A 22608-nucleotide genomic window follows, 5' to 3' on the forward strand; every position below is an offset into this window, starting at 1 on the left:
GCCGTGAACGCGGTTCCGGAAGGCCTCCCGGCCGCGGCCCCGGCGGCCGCGGACATCGACCGGCTGCTGGCCGGCTCGCACCACGACCCGCACTCGGTGCTGGGCGTGCACGCGGTCGGCAAGGGCTTCGCGGCCCGGGCGCTGCTGCCCGGCGCCAAGGCCGTCGCCCTGATCACCGGCGAGGACCGGCACCCGATGGAGCCGGTCATCGACGCCCTGTTCGCCGTGGCGGTGCCCGAGCACCCCGGCGACTACCGGCTGGAGATCGACTACGACGGGCACTCCGTCACCGCCGACGACCCGTACCGCTGGCTGCCCACGGTCGGCGAGCTGGACCTGCACCTGATCGGCGAGGGCCGGCACGAGCGGCTCTGGGAGGTGCTCGGGGCGCGCGTCCGGTCGTACGAGACGCCGCGAGGCGTCGTCGACGGGACGTCGTTCGCGGTCTGGGCGCCGAACGCCCGCGGCATCCGCGTGATCGGCGACTTCAACGGCTGGGACGGGCGCGGGCACGCGATGCGCTCGCTCGGCTCGTCGGGCGTCTGGGAGCTGTTCGTGCCGGGGGTCGGCGCCGGCTCCTGCTACAAGTTCCGGATCCTCGGCGCCGACGGCAACTGGCACGAGAAGGCCGACCCGATGGCGTTCGGCACGGAGCAGCCGCCCGCGACGGCGTCGGTCGTGACGACGTCCGGGCACGTGTGGGACGACGACGTGTGGGTCGCCCAGCGCGAGGCGACCGAGTGGGCCGCGGCGCCGATGAGCGTCTACGAGGTCCACCTCGGCTCGTGGCGGCCGGGGCTCGACTACCGGGAGCTGGCCGACCAGCTCGGCGACTACGTCCTCGAGACCGGCTTCACCCACGTCGAGCTGCTGCCGGTGTCGGAGCACCCGTTCGGCGGTTCGTGGGGCTACCAGGTGACGTCGTACTACGCGCCGACGTCCCGCTTCGGCTCCCCGGACGACTTCCGCTACTTCGTCGACCGCCTGCACCAGCGGGGGATCGGCGTGCTCGTGGACTGGGTGCCGGCGCACTTCCCGAAGGACAGCTGGGCGCTGGCGAAGTTCGACGGCACCGCGCTGTACGAGCACGCGGACCCGCGCCGCGGCGAGCAGCCCGACTGGGGCACGCTCGTGTTCGACTTCGGCCGCAACGAGGTCCGCAACTTCCTCGTGGCCAACGCGCTGTACTGGATCGAGGAGTTCCACCTCGACGGCCTGCGCGTCGACGCCGTCGCCTCGATGCTCTACCTCGACTACTCCCGCAAGGAAGGGGAGTGGCTGCCGAACCAGTACGGCGGTCGCGAGAACCTGGACGCGGTGAAGTTCCTGCAGGAGCTGAACGCGACCGTCTACAAGCGACACCCGGGCGTCGTGATGGTGGCCGAGGAGTCGACGGCGTGGCCGGGCGTCACGCGCCCGACGCACCTGGGCGGTCTCGGGTTCGGCTTCAAGTGGAACATGGGCTGGATGCACGACACGCTCCGGTACCTGTCGCACGAGCCGATCCACCGCGCGTACCACCACAACGAGATGACGTTCTCGCTCGTGTACGCGTGGAGCGAGAACTTCGTGCTGCCGCTCTCGCACGACGAAGTGGTGCACGGCAAGGGATCCCTGTGGGGCCGCATGCCGGGCGACGCCTGGAACAAGGCGGCCGGGCTGCGTTCGCTGCTGGCGTTCATGTGGGCGCACCCGGGCAAGCAGCTGCTGTTCATGGGCGGCGAGTTCGGGCAGCCCGCGGAGTGGTCGGAGCAGCGGTCCCTGGACTGGCACCTGCTGGACGAGCCGCTGCACCGCGGCGTCCAGGACCTGCTGCGGTCGCTGAACTCGGTGTACAAGTCGACTCCGGCGTTGTTCAGCCAGGACACGTCACCGGACGGCTTCCGCTGGATCGACGCGAACGACTCCGGCGGCAACGTGCTGAGCTTCCTGCGCATCGGGTCCGACGGTTCGCGGCTGGCCTGCGTCGCGAACTTCGCGGGCGTGCCGCACCACGACTATCGGGTCGGCCTGCCTTCGGCCGGCCGCTGGCGCGAGGTGGTCAACACGGACGCGGAGGCCTACGGCGGCTCGGGCGTCGGAAACCTGGGTCTCGTGGAAGCGACCGACTCGCCCTGGCACGGCCAGCCGGCCTCGGCAGTCCTCCAGCTCCCCCCGGCCGGAGTCCTCTGGCTCACCGAAGAGACCCCGGAGACCTCGACCCTCCCGTGATCGAGACCGGAACTCGCGTGATCGAAGCCGGATCCGGCGTGATCGAAGCCGGAACTCGCGAGTTCCGGCTCTGATCACGCGAGTCACGTGCTCAATCACGCGAGTTACGTCTTCGATCACGCGGGGCGGGCGAAAAAGACTGCGCCGGGCGGGTGTCGCGGGCTTACCATCAGTGCATGGCCGGCGCCGGCGGCGTCCTCGCGAACCTGATCCTGTTCGCCGTGGTCTGCATTGCTCCCACGGTGCTCTTCTGGTGCGCGCTGCGCGCCCCGAAGCTGCTTCGCCGGCTTCTCGAGAAGCGTGCGAAGCCACAACCGGCGGGGCCGCCGATCGAACGAGTCGCGGCGGATCTGCGGCGGGTGCACCGCCTGCTGGCCGGCTACCCGTCCGGCACCCCGGCCGCGCGGCGGTTCGGGACGCGCCAGGCGTACGACGAGCTCCTCACCCAAGCCTGCCGCCAGGTCGGTGTCCCGCACCGGCTCGCCGAGCTACCGGAGGGCATGGACCGCGAGATCGAACGCCTGCGCGTCGAGGAGTCGCTGCGGGAGCGAGGCCTGGCCGTGCCCTGACTTGTACGGGCCGTGTACGCGCGCCGGGCACGCTGCCGGCATGCGATTCCTGCTCGGCCTCGTGGCGCTGCTGCTGCTCGGCCTCCCGGCGACGGCCCAGGCCGCCGCGAATTTCCCCCGGCTCGACGCGGCGAGCGTCGACGGCTACCGGCTCACCGCCGGCGACACCTTCGCCACCTACGGCAGCCGGATCGCCGCGCTGGACCGGAAGCTCCCGCCGCGCGGGCTCCCGGCGTTGCTCGGGGACACGAACCGCACGGCCCGCCCGCTCTGCCACGGCACGTACCTCGCCGCCGCGCTGAAGCCGGCCGGGTTCTGCTGGGAGGACGCCGGAGACGACAAGACCAACGACTGGATCCCGCAGGGCCTCACCGGCTCCGGCGACGCCGACCCGGCGACGGGGACTGTCGGCGGCAAGCGCGTCGTGGCGACGTCGTGGCACACGCCGGGCGACACCATGGTCCGGCTGTCCTTTGTGGACGCCAGCGGTCTCGGCTACCGGCACGTCCTGCTGGTGGAACCGACGTCGGACACGAACTTCGCGGTCGTCGCCGGGCACGGGCACGGCATGACGTGGTCGGGCAACCTGCTCTTCGTGGCGACCACCGGCGGCCTGATCCGCGTCTTCGACACGACGCACTTCTGGAAGGTCGACGACAGCTCCGCGACCGTCGGCCTCGGCACTGACGGCAAGTACCACGCCGCCTACTACGACTACGCGATGCCGCAGGTCGGCGCCTACTGGTACCCGGGCGGCGGCGCGTGCACCACGGCGACCGGCGCGCGGCCGTGCCTGTCGACGCTTTCCTTCGACCACACCGATTCCACGTTCGTCACGGCCGAGCACGTCCCGGCGGCGGCGGGCGGCCGGATCCTGCGCTGGCCGTTCGACACGGCTTCCGGTCGGCTGAAGACGTCGGCGGACGGCCTGGTGCACGCCGTCGAAGGCTTCTCCTCGCCGGTGTGGGGGATGCAGGGCGCGGTGTCGCGGGGCGGCTACTTCGTGCTCACCGGCGTCTGCCCGGAGTACGCCGGGGTGGCCGGCGACCACCCGTCCTGCCTCCACGGCGGGATCGGCGGTGTCTCGACGTCGAGGCTGGCCGGCCAGGCGCCGGTGAACAGCCAGAACCTGTCCTACTGGCCGGCGACGGGCGAGCTGTGGCTGATCAACGAGCAGCTGCGTGAGCGCGTCACGGTGCACGTCCCGTGGACGGCGCTCACCGGCCGGGCCTGAACGCGGAAGAACCCCGCCACGATCGTGACGGGGTTCTTCCGTGGTACCGAAGGAAACTCAGTCCAGGTAGTCGCGCAGGACCTGGGACCGCGACGGGTGACGCAGCTTCGACATCGTCTTCGACTCGATCTGCCGGATGCGCTCGCGGGTCACCCCGTACACCTGGCCGATCTCGTCGAGCGTGCGCGGCTGGCCGTCGGTGAGGCCGAAGCGCAGCCGGACCACGCCCGCCTCGCGCTCGGACAGCGTCTGCAGCACCGACTGGAGCTGGTCCTGCAGCAGCGTGAACGACACCGCGTCCACCGCGACGACCGCTTCGGAGTCTTCGATGAAGTCACCGAGCTGCGAGTCGCCCTCGTCGCCGATCGTCTGGTCGAGCGAGATCGGCTCACGCGCGTACTGCTGGATCTCCAGGACCTTCTCCGGGGAGATGTCCATTTCCTTGGCCAGCTCTTCCGGGGTCGGCTCGCGGCCGAGGTCCTGGAGCAGCTCACGCTGTATGCGGCCGAGCTTGTTGATGACCTCGACCATGTGCACCGGGATGCGGATGGTGCGGGCCTGGTCGGCCATCGCGCGGGTGATCGCCTGGCGGATCCACCACGTGGCGTACGTCGAGAACTTGTAGCCCTTGGTGTAGTCGAACTTCTCCACCGCGCGGATCAGGCCGAGGTTGCCCTCCTGGATCAGGTCCAGGAACGCCATGCCGCGGCCGGTGTAGCGCTTGGCCAGCGACACCACGAGCCGGAGGTTCGCCTCGAGCAGGTGGTTCTTGGCGCGCTCGCCGTCACGCACGATCCACTTGAGATCGCGGCGCATCTGGGTGACGAGCTTCTCGCCCTCCTCCTCGGCGGTGCGCACGCGCTCGGCGGAGTAGAGCCCGGCCTCGATCCGCTTGGCCAGCTCCACCTCCTCCTCCGCGTTCAGCAGCGCGACCTTGCCGATCTGCTTGAGGTAGGCACGCACGGAGTCGGCCGACGCGGTGAGCTCGGCGTCCTTGCGCGCCTGACGCAGCGCCTCGGACTCCTCCTCGTCCCAGACGAAGTCCGGGTTGTCGGAGCTCTTGGCGGCCGCCGCCTTGTCGGCCGCGGCACCACGACGGCGCTGCGCCGGGGTCTCCTCGTCCGACTCCTCGTCGTCATCGTCGTCGGCCGAGTCGGTGTCCGGCTCGTCGTTCACCGTTTCGTCGACGACGTCGACCTCGACCTCTTCCAGGTCCGAGAGGTCGGGCGTGTCGAGTTCGGCTTCGTCGATCTCGCCGGGACCGTCCGGGTCGCCGTCTTCGGTCTTCGCGCCCTTGGTCGCGGGCTTCTTCGCCGGAGCCTTCTTGGCCGGAGCCTTCTTCGCGGTGGTGGTCTTGCGGGCCGCAGGCTTCGCCGTCCCGGTGGCTGCCTCTTCGGCCGGCTCGCCGGCTGCGGTCGCGGTCTTCGTCCCGCCTCGGGTTGCGGTTCTTGCGGCTGCCACTTACGCCCTTTCGCAGCGGTCGATCATGACGAGCAACGGCACGGGGGCCACTGCTGCCTCACATTCGGGGAACACGCCTCGGCCTGCGGTTTTCGCCTCCGCAGCCGTGGGCCGTGTTCCATTGTAACGACGGTACGCGCATGCGTCGCGAAGCGATCACCCTCCGGCCCGCTCCGGCGCCCGGATCGGCTCCGGATCTAGTGCTGGATGCCTTCGCTCGCGGCCGCCGCGGCACCTACGATCCCGGCGTTGTTCTGCAGCGTCGCCACCAGCACCGGAGTGCGGATGTCGAGCAGCGGCACCCATTTCTCGGCCTTCTTGCTGACCCCGCCGCCGACGATGAACAGATCCGGCCAGATCAGGTTTTCGAGCACGGTCAGATAACGGTGCACGCGCTTGGACCATTCGGGGTACGACAGGCCCTCGTTGTCCTTCACCGACGCGGCCGCGCGCTTCTCCGCGTCGTGGCCGTCGATCTCCAGGTGGCCGAACTCGGTGTTCGGGACGAGCTTGCCGTCCTGGAACACCGCACTGCCGATGCCGGTGCCGAAGGTGAGCAGGGCGGTGACGCCCTTGCGCGCGACCGGGTCGCCGAAGCGGATCTCGGCCATGCCCGCCGCGTCGGCGTCGTTGAGCATCGCGACCTGGTCGACACCGACGCCGAGCCGCTTGGCGAAGAGCGCGTCGGCGTCGGTGCCGATCCACTGCTTGTCGATGTTGGCCGCGGTGTGCGCGACGCCCTTCTTGACGACCGCCGGGAGCGTCACGCCGACCGGGCCGTCCCAGCCCGCCTGCGCCACGATCTCGGCGACGACGTCGGCCACCGCCGACGGCGTCGACGGCTTCGGCGTCTCGATCCGGATCCGGTCGCCGATGAGCTGCCCCTTGTCCAGGTCGACCAAGGCACCCTTGATCCCGCTGCCGCCGATGTCGATGCCGAAACCTCGGCGGGTCGCCTCCACCACGGACGTGGTCCCTTCTCGCACGATTCAGAAGCCTGCCTCGGAGACTTTAACCGGATGTGGTGACATGTCGGACGTGGGAGTTGACGAGTCGTTGCTGAAAAGCGTCGCGGTGCAGGTCGCGACGGACGCCGCCGAACTGGTCCGCGAGGCCTGGGAGGGCATGGCGCGGGGACGTTCGGTGGCCGTGGACACGAAGTCCGCGGACACCGACGTGGTGACCGCGGTGGACCACGAGTCGGAGCGGCTGGTGCGCGCCCGGCTGGCTTCGCTGCGGCCGGGGGAACCGGTGCTCGGCGAGGAGGGCGGCGGGGCCGCCGGCGACGGCGTGACCTGGGTCGTCGACCCGATCGACGGGACGGTCAACTTCCTCTACGGGCTGCCGTGGTTCGCGGTGTCGGTGGCGGCGCAGGTCGGCGGCGAGTCGGTGGCCGGCGCGGTGGTGGAGCCCGCGAGCGGCCGCGTCTGGTCGGCCGCGCGCGGGCAGGGCGCGTTCCTGGGCGACCGGCGGCTGGCGGTGTCGGCACCCGCACGGCTGGAGCTGACGCTGGTCGGGACCGGATTCGCGTATTCGGCGGAGCGGCGGACGCGGCAGTCGCGCTTCGCGGCGGAGCTGCTGGGCCGGGTCCGGGACATCCGGCGCAACGGGGCGGCGTCGCTCGACCTGTGCGCGGTGGCGGCGGGTTGGCTCGACGCGTACGTGGAGCACGGGCTGCACCGCTGGGACTGGGCGGCCGGGGCGCTGATCGCGGCGGAGGCGGGCGCGGCGGTGCACCTGCCGGGATCGGCACCGGAGCTGGGCGCGGACGCGACGTACGCGGCGGCGCCGTCCATCGCCGACCCGCTGTGGAAGGTGCTGGCGGACTGCGGCGCGGCGGAGGTCTGACTTGCCATGAGGGGCACCTTCATGGCGTTAAAGGCCATGAAGGTGCCCCTCATGGCAAGGGGTGAAGCAGGTCGGCGGCGGGTCAGCAGCCGACGTCGCGGGCCGAAGCCAGCAGCGTCTGGTCGATGACCGGGGCCTTCGCACCGGCCGACTGCTCGTTCGAGCCGCCGCCCTGGTGGGCCTTGGACCAGTCGGCGAGCTGCGTGAGGATCTGGCGGGCCTCCGCGCGGGGCCGGAGGTCCCCGAAGAGCGTGCCCGTGACCAGGTCGACGCTCGCGTCCTTGCGGTTGTCCTGGACCAGCTCGGCGCACGGCACCACGAGGCTGAGCGTCCGGGCCGCGGTGATGCCGTTTTCGCCGAAGCGGATCTGGCCGCGGCACTTGGCCTCGCGGCCCTCGTAGGCGGGGTCGTTGGCCGGATCGCCGGTGCCGGTGAAGCCGAGCTCCTTCAGCGCGGTGGTGGCGATGCCGCCCTGGCCGCGGGTGCTGGAGGCGTTGAGCACCTTCACGGCGACCTTGTCCGGCGGCACCGGCGCGCGGTCGTCGAGGGCGTTGTGGGGGAGGGTGCTGAACGTGACGCCCGGCGGCGGGCTCGCGGCCGGGTCACACCTGACCGCGGCGTCGACGTCGCCCTTGCCGACCGCCGCGTTGATCCAGACGATGATCGCGCCGAGCGCGAGCACACCGATGACGATCAGCGCCGGCAGCGGCTTGTGCTTGCGATACGGCCGCGCCCCACGGTCCCCGATGCCGTTCCCCGACGCCACCTGCCCGTCCCTTCCCGAACATCCGAACCGACCGGTGCGAACCCGGCACCGTCGTGGCCGATCAGCCTAGGCGCCGCGGCCCGCGCCCGGCGTCCCGGGTCACCCTGCCGGATTCCTCCCGCGCCGGTGGTCCGCGGACCCCGCCCGCGACCGATCCCCGTGCGGCGATCGCACCACGGCGGGGACGGGCGGGGCAAGCGGACACGGGCCGCCGGTGAAGTTCTCCACCCGCGGGCAACCCGAATGGACGACAACGCGTCTTACCTGCGGGTTCCCCCTGTCGGGTGACGATTCCCGGGCAATGTCTGACTCGTTGCAGAACCGTCGCGGGCGTGAGCTACCCTTCCCGGGCTCCGGCCGCAGGAAGAGGCCCATAAAGAAGAGACCTCGGTCACTTCGGCCGTCGGGCACAAACGAGGGCCCTGGAACGTTGACCAGCGGCACGGCGGACTCACGGGCGCATCCGGGAGTCCGGGAAAACGACTACACAAGCTGATCGCAGGGGTGAGGGACACATGGCTACCGACTACGACGCTCCGCGCCGCAGCGAAGCCGACGAGCTGGCCGAAGACTCGTTGGAGGAGCTCAAGGCCCGGCGGAACGAGAACCAGTCCGGCGTCGTCGACGTCGACGAGGACGCGACCGCCGAGAACTTCGAGCTGCCGGGTGCCGACCTTTCCGGGCTTTCCGGGGAGGACATGACCGTGAAGGTGGTGCCGAAGCAGGCGGATGAATTCACCTGCTCCGTGTGCTTCCTGGTGCACCACCGCAGCCGGCTGGCCGAGGAGAGCGGCGGACGCCTGATCTGCCGCGACTGCGCCTGACCGCGCGGGATCTCGGAACAGGGTTCAGGGGACGAACAGACGCGGCGGAGAGCCTCGAGGGACATCTTGGGGAGGCTCGAAGCGCGCTGGGGACAAGGGGGCCGGCCGGCAGGCCGGCCCCCTTCCCATGTCTCGGGTCAGGCGCCCTTGACCAGCTCGGCGACGCGCTCGGGGCGCCGGGTGCTGAACAGCCAGTACGGCGTCGGGTCGGCCGGATCGGTGAGCGTGACGCGCACGACCGGGCCGACCCAGCCGCGGTGCAGCACGTAGGCGGCCGGGTCGCCGTCGCGGCCCAGCGCCTTGCGCTTGGCGTCCTTGTCGAAGATCTCGACCTGCCCGACGTAGCGCAGCGGCAGGTGCGCGTCGCCCACCCACAGCTCCGGCTCGTCACCGCCGGTGACGCGGACCTTCGACCGGCCCAGCGACAGCATCAGCCCCACGACGACCGGCAGCGCGATCACGTACGGCAGCCACGCCCGGACGCCCGGGTAGCCCATGTCGACCTCGGCCGCGAGCAGGATCGCGCCCAGCACCGGCAGCGGCCAGCCCCACCACGGCACGTAGAGCCGCTCGGAGTGCCGGACCGCGGCACTCGCGGCCGTCTTCGCAGATTCACCCACGGGTAGAGAGTAATCTCGCCGCCCGTGTCCAGCGTTCAGGTACTCCTCTCCCGGCTCGACCCGGATGTCCCGCTGCCCGCCTACGCCCGGCCGGGCGACGCGGGGGCCGATCTCGTCACGACCTCGGATATCGTGCTGAAACCCGGGGAACGCGGCGTCGTCGGCACCGGCGTCGCGATCGCCCTCCCACCCGGGTACGCGGGGTTCGTCCACCCGCGGTCGGGCCTGGCCGCCCGGGTCGGCCTCTCGGTGGTGAACACGCCGGGCACGATCGACGCGGGCTACCGCGGGGAGATCAAGGTCTGCCTGATCAACCACGACCCGGTGCACCCGGTGAAGCTCGCGCGCGGCGACCGCATCGCCCAGCTGGTCGTGCAGCGGGTCGAGCACGCCGAGTTCGTCGAGGTCGCCGAGCTCGACGCCACCGAACGGGGCGCCGGAGGCTACGGCTCCACGGGCGGACACGCCACACTGGGAGCAGACGTGCCCGGCGCGAGCGCCGGCGCGGGGGAAGGAACGGAGAAGTAGTGGGGATTTTCGGACGCAAGCGGCGGACCGAGGGCGGGTCCGGCGGAAGGCACGGCGCGCCCGAGGCCGACGACACGATCGAGGACGAGGCGTACGACGAGGACGACGAGCTGTCGGACGTCTCCGACGGCCCGTTCGACGTCGCGGACTTCGAGGACGACGGCGTCCCGCGGATCGACCTCGGCTCGGTGAAGGTGCCGGTGCCCGACGGGTCCCAGGTCCAGGTCGAGATGGACCCGGAGACCGGGGGCGTGCGTGCCGTGCACGTCGTCACCGAGCAGGGCCAGATCACGGTCAGCGCCTACGCCGCGCCGCGCACCGGCGGGCTCTGGCGGGAGGTCAGCACCGAGCTGGCCGAGCAGCTGCGGGCCGACGGCGCCAAGGTCAACATCGGCCGCGGCGTGTGGGGCCTGGAGATCTCGGCGATCGTCGGCGACGTCTCGCTGCGCTTCGTGGGCATCGACCGGCCGCGCTGGATGCTGCGCGGCGTCATCGCCGGGCCGCAGTCGGAGGCCGCGGCGGCGGTGGAGGTGCTGCGGGGGATCGTGCGCCGCACGATCGTCGACCGCGGCGACGCGCCGATGCCGGTCCGCACCCCGCTGACCATCACGCTGCCCGACGCCGTCGCCGAGCACATCGCGGCCCAGCAGCAACAGGGCTGACTCGCTCCATGAGGGGCACCTTCATGGCTCTTAAGGCCATGAAGGTGCCCCTCATGGCGTCCGGAGGGCTCGCAGGAAGGCGAGGACGGTCGCCCGGCCGAGGGACTCGCGATCCGCGCCCAGCGCCGTGAGCGTCGTCTCGCCGAGCGCCGCGCGGGGGAGTGCGCCGGCCCACTCCGATGCGACTTTCGTCGGGTGGATCGGGTCGTCGGTGCAGGTGCCGATCCCGGCCGGGACGGCCAGCGCGGAGAGCTCGCCGAGCGTTGGGGACGGGCGGCCCGCGGCGACGCGCAGGCCCGCCGCCAGCCCGGCGCCGTGCCGGCGCCACGCCCGGTCGAGTTCCGCCCGCAGCCAGTCCGGGCTGCCCGCCGTCTGCGCCAGGGCGGCGTCGACCCCGGATCCGGCCACCAGATCCGCGGACAGCGTCGCGGCCAGCGATGCGGGTGCTGAGCCGGGAGCGCCGTTCCAGGCCGGGAGCGCGGCCAGCAGGCCCCCGCAACGGCCCGGATTGGCCACGGCCCACTCCGCGGCGAGGTGGGCGCCGAACGAAATGCCGCCTACGAGCAGTTCGCCGTGTTCGTCCGCCAGCGCGTCCAGCGTCGCCAGGTAGCCGTCCGCCAGGGCCGCACCGGGCGGCGGCGGTGGCGCGATGAGCGGGACACCGAGGGCGCGCAGCGGGCCGGCGAAGACCGCCCGGACGAACACCTCGTCCGAGCCGGTGCCGGGCAGCAGCACCGCGGCGGGAACTCTGATCGCGGACGTCACGTTGCGATCTTTGCGCAAAGGCGTTTCCCTGGCGGGGACCGCAGTACGCTGGAATCGCACGGGCCGCAAGCAGTTTGTCGGGGGCCCCGGAGCACAGGAGCACCTATGTCCGCCAAAGACGGCGGCTACTTCAGCCGGTTGGTACGCAAGCTGACCAGCGACGTCGATGAGCTCGACGCCGACGAGATGTCGATGAGGTCCGGCGCCGAGGGCGCGCAGCGGGCCTGTGACTGCCGTTCCGGCGAAGAGGTCACCGTGATGGGGAGACTCCGCAGCGTGGAGCTCTGCCCGACGAACGAGGCCGCCACGCTGGAGGCGGAGCTGTTCGACGGGACACAGGGCGTGACGCTAATCTGGCTCGGCCGCCGCCGGATCCCGGGCATCGAGCCTGGCCGGACGATCAAGGTGCGCGGCCGGATGGCCGAGCGTGACGGCCAGAAGGTGCTGTACAACCCCTATTACGAGCTCCAGAGCCCAGTGAGTTGATCACCTATCGTGACTGAACCCGCCCCGAGCGAGAAGAAGACCGACGCGGAAGAAGAACCGCAGCCGACCCTGCTCGAGCAGATGGGCGGCGTGTCCGGCCTGATCTACTCGTCGGTGCCGGTGATCGTCTTCGTCCTGGCGAACGCGTTCTTCGGCCTGACCGCGGCCATCTGGACGTCGGTCGGCAGCGCGGTGGCGATCACCGTGCTGAGGGTGGTCCGCAAGGAGCCCCTGCAGCCGGCGATCTCCGGGTTCTTCGGCGTCGCGATCGCGGCGTTCATCGCCTACCGCACCGGGTCCGCGAAGGGGTTCTTCCTCTTCGGGATCTACGCGAGCCTGGTCTACTGCGGCATCTTCGCGCTGTCGGTGGTGGTGCGCTGGCCGATCGCGGGCGTCGTCTGGAACGTGCTCAACGGCACCGGCCAGGCGTGGCGCAAGGACAAGCCGTCCCGCTACGCCTACGACATCGCGACGCTGGCCTTGGCGCTGGTGTTCGCCGCCCGGTTCGTCGTCCAGCGGTGGCTCTACCAGGAGGACTACACCGGCTGGCTGGCCTTCGCGAAGATCGCGATGGGGTACCCGCTGTACGGGCTGGGCCTGCTGGTGGTGGTCTGGGCGGTGCGTCGCTCGGACAAGCGGCTCAAGGCCCTCGAGGAGACCGCGCCGAAGCCGGAGACCGACGCCGAGGTCGAGGCTCGGCTGCGCGAGAAGTACGCCCAGGCTCCCGAAGCCTGACCCCCGCTCGGATGTCTTGAATGAGTCATTCAGGACCTCCGAAGACCTGAATGACTCATTCAAGACCTTTGACCGGCGGGTGGGGACGGTCGCGGGTTCGCTGCGGCGCCAGCGGCACCCGCCCGGCACGAGAAAGGCCCCCGACGCGCGTCGGGGGCCTTCTTCGTGATCTCAGTAACCGAGCGCCGTCCGGATCTCCGGCTCGACGTCCGCCGTCGCGACGAACAGGAGCTCGTCGCCCGGCTCCAGGGGGTCCTCCGGCTGCGGCACGATCACGCGGTCGCCCCGCAGGATCGTCACCAGCGCCGCGTCCCGCGGCAGCGCCAGGTCGCTCACCGGCTTGCCCGCCAGCGGCGTCTCCGCTGGCAGTGTCAGCTCGACGAGGTTCGCGTTGCTCTGCCGGAACGTCATCAGCCGCACCAGGTCGCCGACGCTGACCGCCTCTTCGACCATCGCCGCGAGCATCCGCGGAGTCGACACGGCGACGTCGACACCCCAGGCGTCGGTGAACAGCCACTCGTTGGCCGGGTTGTTCACCCGCGCCACCACGCGCCGCACCGCGAACTCCGTCTTGGCCAGCAGCGACACGACCAGGTTCGCCTTGTCGTCGCCGGTCGCGGCGATCACGACGTCGCACTGCTCGATCCCGGACTCCTCCAGGATCGACACCTCGCAGGCGTCGCCCAGCACCCAGTCGGCCTGCTCGACGGTCTGCGGCTCGAACTGGTCGGCCTCCCGCTCGATGAGCATCACCTGGTGCCTGCCGTCGATCAGCTCGGTGGCGATGGAGCGGCCCACGGCGCCCGCACCGGCAATCGCGACCCTCATGCCTCGTCCTCCGGTTCGCGGTTGGCCACGCTGGACACGTCGCTGACGGTGCCCGAGCGCGCGGCCACCCACACGTCGTCGCCGTCCTGCACCACGGTCTTGGTGTCCGGCAGCACCGGCGTGCCGAAGCGCATGATGAACGCCACCCGCGCGCCGGAGGCCTCCTGCAGCGACCGGACGGAGTGCCCGACCCAGCCCTCGTGCAGCGGGAGCTGCAGCAGCGCGACGTTGCCCGACGGGTCCCGCCACGCCGACGCGACGCCGTCCGGCAGGAGCGTGCGCAGGAACCGGTCGGTGGTCCACGGCACGGTCGCCACCGTCGGGATCCCCAGCCGTTCGTACACCGCCGCGCGCTTGTGGTCGTAGATCCGCGCGACGACGTGCTCGATGCCGAAGTTCTCGCGGGCGACCCGCGCGGAGATGATGTTCGAGTTGTCGCCGCTGGACACCGCGGCGAACGCGCCGGCCCGCTCGATGCCCGCTTCGATCAGCACCTTGCGGTCGAACCCGACCCCGACGACCTGCTGGCCGTGGAAGTCGCTGCCGAGCCGGCGGAACGCCTGCTGGCTCTTGTCGATGACGGCCACCTCGTGGCCGAGCCGCTCCAGCGCAGCGGCCAGGGACGCGCCTACCCGGCCGCATCCCATGATCACCACGTGCACGCCCTGCCTCCTCTTCGGCGGGTTGACCCGTCCGTACCTACCCCGACATGCCAGCGCCGAACCTACCGTGCGCCCGGCCGGTTAGTCTTCCGTGGTGTCGAAGTTCCCGACCGTGCTGAAACGCCTGGTCCTCGGACGTCCGTTCCGCAGTGACAGGCTCGCTCACACGCTCCTGCCGAAGCGCATCGCGCTGCCCATCTTCGCGTCCGACGCGCTCTCGAGCGTGGCGTACGCGCCGGAAGAGATCTTCCTGACGCTGAGCGTCGCGGGTCTCTCCGCCTACGCGCTGGCGCCGTGGATCGGCATCATGGTCGCCCTGGTCATGCTGGTCGTCGTCGCGTCCTACCGGCAGAACGTGCACGCGTACCCGAGCGGCGGTGGCGACTACGAGGTCGCCAACACGAACCTGGGCGGGAAGTTCGGCCTGACCGTGGCGAGCGCGCTGCTCGTCGACTACGTGCTGACGGTCGCGGTGTCCACTTCGTCCGGTGTGGCCAACATCGGGTCGGCGGTGCCGTGGGTGGCGCAGCACAAGGTGCTGGCCTCGATCGTCATCGTGGTCGTGCTGACGTCGTTGAACCTGCGCGGCATCCGGGAGTCGGGGAAGGCCTTCGCGATCCCGACATACGGGTTCATCCTGGGCATCCTGGTCATGGTCGTGTGGGGCCTGGTGCAGGCGGCCACCGGCACCGAGATGAAGGCCGAGAGCGCCGGGTTCACGCTGAACGCCGAAGGGACCTTCGCGGGGGTGGCGTACGCGTTCTTGGTGCTGCGGGCGTTCTCCTCCGGCGCGGCGGCGCTGACCGGGGTCGAGGCGATCAGCAACGGCGTCCCGGCGTTCCAGAAACCCAAGTCGAAGAACGCGGCGACGACGCTGCTGATGATGGGCCTGCTCGCGGTGACCATGCTGGTCGGCATCATCACGCTGGCGACGATCACCGACGTCAAGTTCGCCGAGGACCCGGCGGAGCAGCTCGCCGGCGCGCCGGCCGGCTACGAGCAGAAGACGATCGTCGCGCAGATCGCGCACGCCGTGTTCGCCGACTTCCCGCCGGCGTTCTACTACATCTCCTTCTCCACCGGCATCATCCTGCTGCTGGCCGCGAACACCGCGTTCAACGGCTTCCCGGTGCTGGGCTCGATCCTGGCGCAGGACCGCTACCTGCCGCGGCAGCTGCACACGCGCGGCGACCGGCTGGCGTTCTCCAACGGGATCCTGTTCCTGTCGGCGTTCGCGCTGGTGCTGATCATCGCGTTCGACGCCGAGGTCACCCGGCTCATCCAGCTCTACATCGTGGGCGTGTTCGTGTCGTTCACGGTGAGCCAGGCGGGCATGATCCGGCACTGGAACCGGTTGCTGGCCAAGGAAACCGACCCCGGCGTGCGGCGGCGGATGCGGCGCTCGCAGACGGTCAACGCGGTCGGCCTCACCTGCACCGGCGTCGTGCTGGTGATCGTGCTCATCACCAAGTTCCTGCTCGGCGCGTGGATCGCGATCGCGGCGATGATCGCCATCTTCGTGCTGATGACCGCGATCCGGCGGCACTACGACCGCGTCGCCGACGAGCTGAAGGACCTGGGCGACACCCCGACCGTGCTGCCGTCGCGCAACCACGCGATCGTGCTGGTGTCCAAACTGCACCGGCCGACGCTGCGCGCGCTGGCCTACGCCAAGGCGATGCGCCCGGACGTCCTCGAAGCCGTGACGGTCAATGTGGACGATGCGGACACGCGCCGGTTGACCGCCGAGTGGGACGCGCACAACTTCAAGGTGCCGCTCAAGGTCGTCGAGTCGCCCTACCGCGAGATCACGAAACCGGTCCTCGACTACGTGAAGCGCGTGCGCGGCGACAACCCGCGCAACGTGGTCACGGTGTTCATCCCCGAGTACGTGGTCGGGCACTGGTGGGAACAGGTGCTGCACAACCAGAGCGCGCTGCGGCTCAAGGGCCGCTTGCTGTTCCAGTCCGGCGTGATCGTGGCGAGCGTGCCGTGGCAGCTGGAGTCCTCGGCCAAGGCGGCCGCACGCGTCCGCAACGAGCGGCCCGCGGCCGGCGACGTCCGCCGCGGCTTCTCGCCCAACGGCAAGCCGGTGTCCGCACCGAAACCCAAGGAGCCCGCCGAATGACCAGCTGGCTGGGCCGGGTCCTCGAGGTCGAGGTCGGCGCGGTGGCGCACGGCGGCCACTGCGTCGCGCGCGCCGACGGCCGCGTCGTGTTCGTCCGGCACGCGCTGCCGGGCGAGCAGGTCCGCGTCGAGGTCACCGAGGACAACGGCGGTTCGTTCTGCCGCGGCGACGCGATCGAGGTCCTGTCGGCCTCGGGGTCCCGCGTCGAGCCGCCGTGCCCGCAGGCCGTGCCGGGCGGCTGCGGTGGCTGCGACTGGCAGCACGCTTCGCCCGCGTACCAACGTTCGTTGAAGGCTTCGGTGGTGGCGGAGCAGCTCCAGCGGCTGGCCGGCATCGAGCGCGAGGTCGTCGTGGAGGCCCTCGACGGCGGTCCGCTGGACTGGCGCAGCCGCGTCCGGCTGGTCGCCGACCGCGAGGGGCGCGCGGGCCTGCGCGCCCACCACAGCCACCGGGTGGTGGCCCTCGAAGACTGCCCGATCGCGGTCCCGGGCGAGCTCGACGACGTCCTGGCGCGGCGCTGGCGGCCGGGCAGCGAGCTCGAGGTCACCAGCGACGGCGACGGCGGTGTCCACGTGCGCGAGCTGTCGACGGTCCGCGGCAAGGTCCGCGCCCGGCAGCTGGCCGGCGGCGTGGCGGTGCAGCACGCGGCCGGGCGCGACTGGCACCTCGACGCGCACGGCTTCTGGCAGGTCCACCCGGCGGCGGCGTCGACGCTGGCCGCCGTCGTGGCCGAGTGGGCAGAGGCGCCTGCGGGCGGGTCGGCCTGGGACCTCTACGCCGGGGTCGGGCTGTTCGCGTCGGTGCTGGCCACGCAGGTCGGCTCGTCGGGCCGGGTGCTGGCGATCGAGTCCGGCCGGCGCGCGGTCGCCGACGGCGAGAAGAACCTGGCCGACCTGCCGCAGGTGTCCTGGCAGGCCGGGCGCGTCGAGCACGTGCTGGAGTCGGCCCCGAAGCCGGTGGACGTCGTGGTGCTGGACCCGCCGCGCAAGGGCGCGGGCAGGCCGGTGGTGGAGTCGATCGTGGCGGGTTCACCCGATCGGATCGTCTACGTGGCGTGCGACCCGGCGGCCCTGGCCCGTGACCTGGCGACTTTCGCTTCGCACGGCTATGGCCTGACGGACCTTCGGGCGTTCGACGCGTTCCCGATGACCCACCACGTGGAGTGCGTGGCGCTGCTGTCGTGAATTTTTGTCGGTGGTGGCCGTCACACTGCCGGCATGACTCCTCTCGAGGACTTCGACCGCGGCTTCGACGGTGACCGGCCTGGTCTCGTCGATCGGCGACGATCAGTGGACGCTGCCGACGGCGTGCGCGGACTGGGACGTGCGCGCGGTGGTCAACCACCTGGCGCACGGCAACGCGAAGGTGGCGTTCTGGGCGGGTTCGGGACCACCGGCTCCGGACGACGACTACCTGGGTGCTGCTCCGGTCCCGGCGTTCGCGGCATCGGTCGCGGCGGCGCGGGCGGTGCTGGCCGAGCCGGGGTTGTTCGAGCGGAAGGTGTCGACGCCGCTGGGGGAGCTGCCGGGCGTGTTCCTGGTCCACATGCGAGTGAACGAGTACCTGGCCCACGGCTGGGACCTCGCGGACGCGACCGGTGCTTCGACCGACCTGCTGCCGGACTTGGCGGAGGGGGCGCTGGAGCAGTGGCGGTCCCGGTTCGGATCGGCGCCCCGGCCGCCGGGCGGGCCGTTCGGGCCTGAGGTGGAGGCGGGTCCGGGGGCGACGGCGGCGGACCGGCTGGCGGCGTTCCTGGGCCGGAAGGCGGTGAGCGGCTGAGAGGCTGCGGCGTGGTTCGGGGGAGCCAGGGTGCTGCTCGGTAGCTCGCGGCGGAGGATCCGGCTCGGCCGCCGGGGTGCCTGGGGCGGATTGCTCGGCGCACCGTGAACACTTTTGCCAGGCGAGCCGCCTGCGGTCGTGGGGTTCGGCGGGGTGGTCGCCAGGCGCCCAGGGGCAGGCTGCCCGGTGCACTGTGAGCCGGTTGTCCGGGTCGTGGGTCCGACTCAGCGGCCGCCGGGTTCGCGGTGTTGCGCTGCTGGGCGGGCGCGCTTGCGGTCGTGGCGTCCAGCTGCGGTGCCCGAGTCAGGCTGCCCGGCGCACCGCGAAAGCCGCCGCCAACCCGGCCGCCGTCATCGCCACTCCCGATGCCAGCAGCACCCAGGACCCCGCCCCCGGCACCACCCGCGCCGCCGGTTGGATCCTCGTCACGCCCGGGAGCGTCACCACCAGGTGGCGCAGGACCACCCCCGTCACCACCAACCCCGGGAGGGATGCCATCGCCAGCGGCTCGTCCTGGTGGCGGGCGAACGTCAAGTACGCCAGCGTGCCCGCGATCAGCACCGCCGCCGCGCAGACCAGACGCAAGCCCAGGTCCAGCTCCGGATCCGGTGTCCCCGGCGGCAGCATCCCGGCGTAGTCCGCCGTGCGCAGGGTCAGGCCCGCGATCACGCCGAGCCCCGCGATCCCCACCGCCACGGCGCGCGGGCCGCGGAGCCGCTTCCCCGGTCGGTGCTGGTCCACTCCGGCCTCCCTGCGTCGCGGGTGGACGCAGCATAAGACGCCGGAAACGGCTTTCCGAGCACGTTTCCGGCGCTGGGCCGTTCGGTGGATCCCGATCGGGGGACCCGGCTCAGCCGGCGAACCAGCGCTGCGGGGCCGGCCGCAGGTTCTGGTAGATGTGCTTGGCCTCGGTGTACTCGCCGAGGCCGGTCGGGCCCAGCTCGCGGCCGAAGCCGGACTGCTTGTAGCCGCCCCACTCGGCCTGCGGCAGGTACGGGTGGAAGTCGTTGATCCAGATCGTGCCGTGGCGCAGCCGCCCGGCCACGCGCTGCGCCCGCGAAGCGTCGTTCGTGAACACCGCCCCGGCCAGGCCGTAGTGGGTGTCGTTGGCGATGCGGACCGCGTCGTCCTCGTCGGTGAACGTCTCGACCGTCAGCACCGGCCCGAACGACTCGTCGACGACCGCCGACGCCCCCTGTTTCACCTGGTCCAGGATGGTGGGCAGGTAGTAGAAGCCGTCGGCCAGCGCCGGGTCGTCCGGCCGGCGGCCGCCCGTCCGGAGCACCGCGCCCTCGGCCAGCGCCGCCGCCACGTACCGCTCGATCTTGGCGCGGTGCGCCGCCGAAATCAGCGGCCCGGTCTCGGCGCGCTCGTCGAACGGCCCGCCCAGGCGGATCCGCTCGGCCCGGCGCACCAGCTCGGCGACGAACTCGTCGTGCCACTCCCGCTGCACGATCAGCCGCGCGCCCGCCGAGCACACCTGGCCCGAGTGCAGGAACACCGCCGTCAGCGCGTAGTCGACCGCCGTCTCGAAATCGGCGTCGGCGAAGACCACGTTGGGGTTCTTCCCGCCCAGCTCCAGGGCCACTTTCTTGACCGTCCCGGCGGCCGCGGCGGCGATCACCTTGCCCGTGGCCAGCCCGCCGGTGAACGACACGAGGTCGACGTCCGGGTGCTCGGCCAGCGGCGCGCCGACCTCGGCGCCGGCCCCGAGCACCAGGTTCGCGACGCCGGGCGGCAGGCCCGCCTCGGTGAGCAGCTTCAGGAACAGGATCGACGTGTGCGGCGTCAGCTCGCTGGGCTTGAGCACGAACGTGTTGCCCGCGGCCAGCGCCGGTGCGATCTTCCACACGGTCTGCAGCAGCGGGTAGTTCCAGGGCGTGATCAGCCCGCAGACGCCGACCGGTTCGTGCACGATCCGGCTGAACGCGTCCGGGTTGCCGGTGTCGACGACGCGGCCCGCGTCCTGCGCCGCGAGCTTGCCGAAGTAGCGCAGGCAGGCGGCGATGTCGGCCATGTCGTAGCGGCTCTCGACCAGGCGCTTGCCGGTGTCGAGCGACTCGGCGCGGGCGAACGCCTCCGCGTCGCGGTCCAGCAGGTCCGCGGTGCGCAGCAGCAGGTCACCGCGCAGGTGCGCGGGCGTGCCGGGCCACGGGCCGGTGTCGAACGCCCGGCGCGCCGCCGCGATGGCGGCCTCGGTGTCCTTGGCGGTGCCCTCGGCGACCGTCGCGACCAGGGAACCGTCGGCCGGGCAGCGGATCTCCCGCCGGCCGCCGCCGATCGCGTCCACCCAGTCGCCGCCGATGAAGAAGTCCGCCATGCGTCCCATTCTCGTGGCCACGCCGCGTGACCGCCACAGCACGGCGGGGAGACGAGGTTCACCCCGGGAGATGACGGGCGATCGCACTCCGCCTGTGACGCCGGACGCGGCGGGCGGAAGGCCGGTGGCCGTCCTCCGTAGACTGGCCGGAACGAGGCGTGGTGACCAAGTGAGGTGGAGACGAGTGACGTTGCTGGAGTCCGTGAGCGGACCGGCGGACCTGAAGCGCATGAGTGTCGAGGACCTCGGCGAACTGTCCGCCGAGATCCGGGACTTCCTCGTCGACAAGGTCCGCCGCGCCGGCGGGCACCTGGGGCCGAACCTCGGCGTCGTCGAGCTGACCCTCGCGCTGCACCGCGTGTTCGACTCGCCGCGCGACGCGATCGTCTGGGACGTCGGGCACCAGGCCTACGTGCACAAGATCGTCACCGGCCGTGCGGACGGCTTCGACCGGCTGCGCCAGACCGGCGGCGTCACCGGTTACCCGTCGCGCGCGGAGAGTGACCACGACTGGGTCGAGAGCAGCCACGCGTCCTCCGCACTGTCCTATGTGGACGGTCTGGCGAAGGCGTTCGCCCTGGACGGTGGCGAGCGGCACGCGGTCGCCGTCGTCGGGGACGGCGCGCTCACCGGCGGCATGTGCTGGGAGGCGCTCAACAACCTCGCCGCGCACCGCGAGCGCCCGGTCGTCGTCGTCATCAACGACAACGGCCGCTCCTACTCGCCGACCATCGGCGGCCTGGCCGACCACCTCGCCGCGCTGCGCCTGCAGCCGGGCTACGAGCGGCTGCTCGACGGCGGCCGCGAGCTCCTCAGGCACACCCCGGTCGTCGGCAAGCCGATCTACGCCGCGCTGCACGCCGCGAAGGCCGGGCTGAAGGACGCGCTGAGCCCGCAGGCGATGTTCTCCGACCTCGGCCTGAAGTACCTCGGCCCGGTCGACGGTCACGACCAGGTGGCGCTGGAGAAGGCCCTGCACAGCGCGAAGACGTTCGGCGGCGCGGTGATCGTGCACGTGGTGACCGAGAAGGGCCACGGCTACGCGCCCGCGGTGAACAACGAGCACGACCAGATGCACCAGACCGACCCGATCGACCCCGAGACCGGCCTGCCGCCGGTGAAGGGCCCGAGCTGGACCGGTGTGTTCGGCGACGAGCTGGCGAAGATCGGCGCCGAGCGCGAGGACGTCGTCGCGATCACGGCGGCGATGCTGCGCTCGACCGGCCTCGACAAGTTCGCCGAGGCGTTCCCGGACCGCTGGTACGACGTCGGCATCGCCGAACAGCACGCGGTCACGTCGGCCGCCGGGCTGGCGATGGGCGGGCTGCACCCGGTCGTCGCGATCTACTCGACGTTCCTCAACCGCGCGTTCGACCAGGTGCTGATGGACGTCGCGCTGCACCGCCAGCCGGTGACGCTGGTGCTGGACCGCGCCGGCATCACCGGCCCGGACGGCCCGAGCCACCACGGCATGTGGGACCTGTCGCTGCTGGGCATGGTGCCGGGCATGCGCGTGGCGGCCCCGCGCGACCCGGCGACGCTGCGCGAGGAGCTGCGCGAGGCCGTGGCGGTGTCCGACGGCCCGACGGCGCTGCGCTTCTCGAAGGGCAAGGTCGGCACGGACGTCACGGCGGTCGAGCGGCTGGGCACGGTCGACGTGCTGCGGCGCCCGGTCGAAGGTGCCGACGTGCTGCTGGTGACGGTGGGCCCGTTCGCGACCTTGGGCCTGGCGGCGGCCGACCGGCTCGCCGACCAGGGCATCGGCGTGACGGTGGTCGACCCCCGCTGGGTCCTGCCGGTCCCGGCCGAGCTGGTGGCCCTGGCGTCCCAGCACAAGCTGGTGGTGACGGTCGAGGACAGTGGGCGCCACGGCGGCTTCGGCTCGGCGCTGGCGGCGATGTTCCGTGACGCCGAGTGTGATGTCCCGCTGCGGGATTTGGCGGTGCCGCAGACGTTCCATGACTTGGGAAGCCGGGACGAGGTTCTGGGGCGCATCGGGCTGACGGCTCAGGATGTGGCCCGCCGGGTGACGGAGTGGGCTTCCCGACTGGGCTCGGTTTCGGAACCCGCGTCCGAAAAGAAGGACGCGAACCGCAGCTGACCGGCGATGAAGGCGATCTCATATTTGGCTACCTACTTGTGACGGGCTCTGTGCGCCGAAGCATGTCCCATGTGGGACTAG

General features: G+C 71.6%; 22 protein-coding genes. 13 read left to right on the forward strand and 9 right to left on the reverse strand.

Annotation, left to right across the window (positions count from 1 at the left end):
- The first annotated feature begins 3 nt into the window (after positions 1 to 3).
- The 3 genes from glgB (at position 4) to QQ657_RS27975 (ending at position 4014) form a co-directional block, all read left to right on the forward strand.
- A complete protein-coding gene (gene glgB / locus QQ657_RS27965; protein ID WP_284745241.1) occupies positions 4 to 2211 on the forward strand; it encodes a 1,4-alpha-glucan branching protein GlgB in 2208 nt (735 codons plus the stop codon).
- 176 nt (positions 2212 to 2387) lie between these two features.
- A complete protein-coding gene (locus QQ657_RS27970) occupies positions 2388 to 2780 on the forward strand; it encodes a hypothetical protein (RefSeq protein ID WP_284745242.1) in 393 nt (130 codons plus the stop codon).
- 40 nt (positions 2781 to 2820) lie between these two features.
- Positions 2821 to 4014, forward strand: coding sequence for a hypothetical protein (locus QQ657_RS27975; RefSeq protein ID WP_284745243.1), 1194 nt, complete (start codon positions 2821 to 2823; stop codon positions 4012 to 4014).
- 57 nt (positions 4015 to 4071) lie between these two features.
- On the opposite strand, the gene QQ657_RS27980 is transcribed toward QQ657_RS27975, so the two are convergent.
- Both QQ657_RS27980 and ppgK read right to left on the reverse strand, forming a co-directional pair.
- Positions 4072 to 5475 (reverse strand): RNA polymerase sigma factor, encoded by a 1404-nt coding sequence (locus QQ657_RS27980; protein WP_284745244.1) that lies wholly within the window; start codon positions 5473 to 5475, stop codon positions 4072 to 4074.
- 197 nt (positions 5476 to 5672) lie between these two features.
- Positions 5673 to 6440, reverse strand: a complete 768-nt coding sequence (gene ppgK / locus QQ657_RS27985) for a polyphosphate--glucose phosphotransferase (protein WP_434056786.1) — start codon at positions 6438 to 6440, stop codon at positions 5673 to 5675.
- Positions 6441 to 6504: 64 nt separating this feature from the next.
- Between ppgK and QQ657_RS27990 the strand changes: the two genes are divergently transcribed.
- Entirely contained in the window at positions 6505 to 7323 is an 819-nt protein-coding gene (locus tag QQ657_RS27990; protein ID WP_284745245.1) for an inositol monophosphatase family protein, read from the forward strand.
- An 82-nt stretch (positions 7324 to 7405) separates the two neighbouring features.
- Here QQ657_RS27990 and cei read toward each other — a convergent pair whose 3' ends face one another.
- Positions 7406 to 8089: an envelope integrity protein Cei gene (gene cei / locus QQ657_RS27995; RefSeq protein ID WP_284745246.1), complete on the reverse strand. Its 684-nt coding sequence runs from the start codon at positions 8087 to 8089 to the stop codon at positions 7406 to 7408.
- Between the two features lie 515 nt (positions 8090 to 8604).
- Between cei and QQ657_RS28000 the strand changes: the two genes are divergently transcribed.
- On the forward strand, positions 8605 to 8913 hold the full coding sequence (locus QQ657_RS28000) for a DUF4193 domain-containing protein (RefSeq protein ID WP_086676737.1): 309 nt from the start codon (positions 8605 to 8607) through the stop codon (positions 8911 to 8913).
- 137 nt (positions 8914 to 9050) lie between these two features.
- Here QQ657_RS28000 and QQ657_RS28005 read toward each other — a convergent pair whose 3' ends face one another.
- The gene (locus QQ657_RS28005) at positions 9051 to 9533 is read right to left on the reverse strand and encodes a DUF3093 domain-containing protein (protein WP_284745247.1); all 483 of its coding nucleotides are present in this window, start codon (positions 9531 to 9533) and stop codon (positions 9051 to 9053) included.
- A 24-nt stretch (positions 9534 to 9557) separates the two neighbouring features.
- Between QQ657_RS28005 and dut the strand changes: the two genes are divergently transcribed.
- A complete protein-coding gene (gene dut, locus QQ657_RS28010; RefSeq protein ID WP_284745248.1) occupies positions 9558 to 10061 on the forward strand; it encodes a dUTP diphosphatase in 504 nt (167 codons plus the stop codon).
- Positions 10061 to 10723, forward strand: a complete 663-nt coding sequence (locus QQ657_RS28015; protein WP_284745249.1) for a DUF3710 domain-containing protein — start codon at positions 10061 to 10063, stop codon at positions 10721 to 10723. Before dut ends, QQ657_RS28015 begins: the two co-directional genes overlap by 1 nt.
- 51 nt (positions 10724 to 10774) lie before the next feature.
- Here QQ657_RS28015 and QQ657_RS28020 read toward each other — a convergent pair whose 3' ends face one another.
- A complete protein-coding gene (locus QQ657_RS28020) occupies positions 10775 to 11458 on the reverse strand; it encodes an alpha/beta hydrolase (RefSeq protein WP_284745364.1) in 684 nt (227 codons plus the stop codon).
- Between the two features lie 135 nt (positions 11459 to 11593).
- Here QQ657_RS28020 and QQ657_RS28025 point away from each other — a divergent pair, with 135 nt between their 5' ends.
- Both QQ657_RS28025 and QQ657_RS28030 read left to right on the forward strand, forming a co-directional pair.
- Positions 11594 to 11974 carry an OB-fold nucleic acid binding domain-containing protein gene (locus QQ657_RS28025; RefSeq protein ID WP_072480405.1) on the forward strand — a complete coding sequence of 127 codons (381 nt, stop codon included), beginning with the start codon at positions 11594 to 11596 and terminating at the stop codon, positions 11972 to 11974.
- A 9-nt stretch (positions 11975 to 11983) separates the two neighbouring features.
- A complete protein-coding gene (locus tag QQ657_RS28030; RefSeq protein ID WP_284745250.1) occupies positions 11984 to 12709 on the forward strand; it encodes a DUF3159 domain-containing protein in 726 nt (241 codons plus the stop codon).
- A 171-nt stretch (positions 12710 to 12880) separates the two neighbouring features.
- On the opposite strand, the gene QQ657_RS28035 is transcribed toward QQ657_RS28030, so the two are convergent.
- Together QQ657_RS28035 and QQ657_RS28040 are read right to left on the reverse strand one after the other, a co-directional pair.
- Complete coding sequence (locus QQ657_RS28035) at positions 12881 to 13537, reverse strand: potassium channel family protein (RefSeq protein ID WP_284745251.1); 657 nt, start codon at positions 13535 to 13537, stop codon at positions 12881 to 12883.
- The gene (locus QQ657_RS28040; RefSeq protein WP_434056784.1) at positions 13534 to 14199 is read right to left on the reverse strand and encodes a potassium channel family protein; all 666 of its coding nucleotides are present in this window, start codon (positions 14197 to 14199) and stop codon (positions 13534 to 13536) included. The genes QQ657_RS28035 and QQ657_RS28040 overlap by 4 nt, the downstream gene beginning before the upstream one ends.
- Before the next feature lie 94 nt (positions 14200 to 14293).
- Between QQ657_RS28040 and QQ657_RS28045 the strand changes: the two genes are divergently transcribed.
- The 3 genes from QQ657_RS28045 to QQ657_RS28055 all read left to right on the forward strand — a co-directional run bounded on the left by QQ657_RS28045 (position 14294) and on the right by QQ657_RS28055 (position 18106).
- Positions 14294 to 16327, forward strand: coding sequence for an APC family permease (locus QQ657_RS28045; RefSeq protein WP_284745252.1), 2034 nt, complete (start codon positions 14294 to 14296; stop codon positions 16325 to 16327).
- The gene (locus QQ657_RS28050) at positions 16324 to 17511 is read left to right on the forward strand and encodes a class I SAM-dependent RNA methyltransferase (RefSeq protein ID WP_284745253.1); all 1188 of its coding nucleotides are present in this window, start codon (positions 16324 to 16326) and stop codon (positions 17509 to 17511) included. Before QQ657_RS28045 ends, QQ657_RS28050 begins: the two co-directional genes overlap by 4 nt.
- 70 nt (positions 17512 to 17581) lie before the next feature.
- Positions 17582 to 18106, forward strand: coding sequence for a TIGR03086 family metal-binding protein (locus tag QQ657_RS28055; RefSeq protein WP_284745254.1), 525 nt, complete (start codon positions 17582 to 17584; stop codon positions 18104 to 18106).
- A 303-nt stretch (positions 18107 to 18409) separates the two neighbouring features.
- Here QQ657_RS28055 and QQ657_RS28060 read toward each other — a convergent pair whose 3' ends face one another.
- Entirely contained in the window at positions 18410 to 18847 is a 438-nt protein-coding gene (locus QQ657_RS28060; RefSeq protein ID WP_284745255.1) for a hypothetical protein, read from the reverse strand.
- A 109-nt stretch (positions 18848 to 18956) separates the two neighbouring features.
- Entirely contained in the window at positions 18957 to 20426 is a 1470-nt protein-coding gene (locus tag QQ657_RS28065) for an aldehyde dehydrogenase family protein (RefSeq protein WP_284745256.1), read from the reverse strand.
- Between the two features lie 184 nt (positions 20427 to 20610).
- On the opposite strand from QQ657_RS28065, the gene dxs reads away from it, so the two are divergent.
- On the forward strand, positions 20611 to 22527 hold the full coding sequence (gene dxs / locus QQ657_RS28070; RefSeq protein WP_284745257.1) for a 1-deoxy-D-xylulose-5-phosphate synthase: 1917 nt from the start codon (positions 20611 to 20613) through the stop codon (positions 22525 to 22527).
- Positions 22528 to 22608: the final 81 nt, after the last annotated feature.

The organism is Amycolatopsis ponsaeliensis (genome assembly GCF_030182635.1).
In the GTDB taxonomy this organism is placed as follows: Bacteria; Actinomycetota; Actinomycetes; order Mycobacteriales; family Pseudonocardiaceae; genus Amycolatopsis; species Amycolatopsis ponsaeliensis.

What these genes read in the sequence shown, in the direction of transcription:
- QQ657_RS27970 (WP_284745242.1), top strand. Translation starts at nt 2,388, where the DNA reads ATGGCCGGCGCCGGCGGCGTCCTCGCGAACCTGATCCTGTTCGCCGTG.
- QQ657_RS27975 (WP_284745243.1), top strand. Translation starts at nt 2,821, where the DNA reads ATGCGATTCCTGCTCGGCCTCGTGGCGCTGCTGCTGCTCGGCCTCCCG.
- QQ657_RS27990 (WP_284745245.1), top strand. Translation starts at nt 6,505, where the DNA reads ATGTCGGACGTGGGAGTTGACGAGTCGTTGCTGAAAAGCGTCGCGGTG.
- QQ657_RS28000 (WP_086676737.1), top strand. Translation starts at nt 8,605, where the DNA reads ATGGCTACCGACTACGACGCTCCGCGCCGCAGCGAAGCCGACGAGCTG.
- QQ657_RS28025 (WP_072480405.1), top strand. Translation starts at nt 11,594, where the DNA reads ATGTCCGCCAAAGACGGCGGCTACTTCAGCCGGTTGGTACGCAAGCTG.
- QQ657_RS28035 (WP_284745251.1), bottom strand. Translation starts at nt 13,537, where the DNA reads ATGAGGGTCGCGATTGCCGGTGCGGGCGCCGTGGGCCGCTCCATCGCC.
- QQ657_RS28050 (WP_284745253.1), top strand. Translation starts at nt 16,324, where the DNA reads ATGACCAGCTGGCTGGGCCGGGTCCTCGAGGTCGAGGTCGGCGCGGTG.
- QQ657_RS28065 (WP_284745256.1), bottom strand. Translation starts at nt 20,426, where the DNA reads ATGGCGGACTTCTTCATCGGCGGCGACTGGGTGGACGCGATCGGCGGC.